The following is a 1,903-nucleotide window of genomic DNA, read 5'->3' on the forward strand; positions in this document are numbered from 1 at the left end:
TTTATAACCAACATACTTAGCAATATCACTAGGATTTTCAAAGTTAGGAAGTTCGATGCTGGCTAAAAAACGGATGAAGGATTTACTCGATGGTAAAGCTAATTTTTTAGGCATTAAAAAAGCCCTCACATCTTTGCAAGGGCTTTCGATTCATAAATTCATTTTCTTTTTAATAGATAGGGTGATAAAGCCTATCCTCTCGCTTTCCTTTAAATGAAATACCTTCACTGTACTTAAAATTATTGGTACACTTCCCGTCCTGACCAAACAAACTGATTAAAGTCCGAGACGCACCGTGATATTCTACAAGTACGTGGTTTGTGAATAGATTCTTAAGCATTGTTGACACAATCGAACGGGATTCCTTTAAGTCTTTATCTGACCAGTCAATGGCTTCTGCTATTCTATCTAATCTAATTTCCAAGCTCGTTTGTGTAAACGTTAAGCTTAGTGGGACCTTATTATGACCTCCGTCATTTAAATTGATTTTAAGCCAGGATTCCATAGACATCTCATCCACTGAAAAATCAGGATTTTCAAGCAAATGAGGAGCATGGATTTCATCAAGCACCCCATTTACTAATTCTACTTTCTCGGACACTTCTTTAGTATAGTTCATAACTTAAGGTTTTAGTCCGAGATTGAAAAGTGAACGTTTTACTTGAATAGATGGGTTGGCAAAACTATTTGGCACAAAGCTTTTCGGAACATACATATGGAATCTCGCAATATTTGGATTTGCTGAACTAGACCCGATTCCAATTCTAAATTTGTAACCCCATTGTCCAGCAGAATTTGTTCCTGTAGACCACCCTGCTTTAAACAGTCCACCACCTTGATTTAATGCTCCTTGTGCATTTGCAGCAGAGCTACCACGTAACACCGAATTTTTCACTTAAAAATAGCTTCTGCCCGAAGTTACTCCCCTTAGCGGCACTATTTTATCTCGTCTAACAATAATAAGTTACCCTCATAGTCATCAATTGATAAATTATACTTAGGACTAACAGATAGCTCTCCAGTTATTAAACCTTCCATTTTTTTTGTACTCTGATCGAAATAGAAGAAACCTGAAGACAAAAGCAATTCATCATTATGATAAAACTCGATTTGCACCAAATACTTAGCTGCTTTGAAAAGATTGATTCCTTTCCTCTTCCAACCATATATCTTGATTCCTGATATCGATTTATTATTAAATTTTGAAAAGAGTTTTTCAGAATATCTATTTTTTTCAAATTTTAAATCTAAATCTCCTTCACCATAAAAATGAGGAATATCATCTGTGGTAATTTCTACTGTCTTGTCATCTGAGAAGTATATCTTTACCTCTTCTCCAAAAAGTGTGTTTTCATCTTCACCATCTAAAATCTGACCGTCCACACTGACAGCTAATATTAATCTTTGAAGTAATGGTTTTAGTTGTTTCGAGATTTTTTCTATGATCTTTTCCATAAGCTCCCTCTTAATTTAATAAGGTCCTAACCAACCGTTTCTTAATTGAGACCCATCAAGAATTTTGTTTCCTGTGCCAAATTGCATATGGTGAGCTCCGGTTTTCCCTCGACCCCAGTGATAATGCCAAAATTTCTGGTTGATAGGTGTTTGCCCTGGTTTTCTTAATACCCAATTATGTCGATCAATTGCACCTTGGAATTTACCATATTTAAACCCTACTACTCTGTGTCCAGACATGCCTGGTGCCTGAACTTTCGACATTACTGAAAATTGAAACTTCTTTCCAACATTGAAATTACCACCCCAATTTGGCAGTCTCGCCCCACTAGCGGCATCATCGGCCAATGAAGCTGACGATTTCAATATTTTTTCGCCTAATCCTTTAGCAGGGGCCGAGAAATGGGCTATTTTAACCTTAGTCAAGTTAACCACTGCTTCGCTCATC

At 36.7% G+C, this 1,903-nt stretch carries 4 protein-coding genes; all 4 read right to left on the reverse strand.

The window, feature by feature from the left end; translation table 11 throughout:
- Positions 1-169: 169 nt before the first annotated feature.
- Complete coding sequence (locus B050_RS0113940; RefSeq protein WP_018474554.1) at positions 170-619, reverse strand: hypothetical protein; 450 nt, start codon at positions 617-619, stop codon at positions 170-172.
- Between the two features lie 3 nt (positions 620-622).
- Positions 623-895 (reverse strand): hypothetical protein, encoded by a 273-nt coding sequence (locus B050_RS23470; protein ID WP_157492811.1) that lies wholly within the window; start codon positions 893-895, stop codon positions 623-625.
- Between the two features lie 41 nt (positions 896-936).
- Entirely contained in the window at positions 937-1,455 is a 519-nt protein-coding gene (locus B050_RS0113945; RefSeq protein ID WP_018474555.1) for a hypothetical protein, read from the reverse strand.
- A 15-nt stretch (positions 1,456-1,470) separates the two neighbouring features.
- Positions 1,471-1,903, reverse strand: a 433-nt coding sequence (locus B050_RS22480) for a hypothetical protein (protein ID WP_044202577.1), incomplete at its 5' end; no start/stop codon positions are given.

It is taken from the genome of Echinicola pacifica DSM 19836 (genome assembly GCF_000373245.1).
GTDB classification, from domain to species: domain Bacteria; phylum Bacteroidota; class Bacteroidia; order Cytophagales; family Cyclobacteriaceae; genus Echinicola; species Echinicola pacifica.

Coding starts and splice junctions, on each gene's coding strand:
- B050_RS0113945 (WP_018474555.1), bottom strand. CDS start 1,455: ATGGAAAAGATCATAGAAAAAATCTCGAAACAACTAAAACCATTACTT.
- B050_RS0113940 (WP_018474554.1), bottom strand. CDS start 619: ATGAACTATACTAAAGAAGTGTCCGAGAAAGTAGAATTAGTAAATGGG.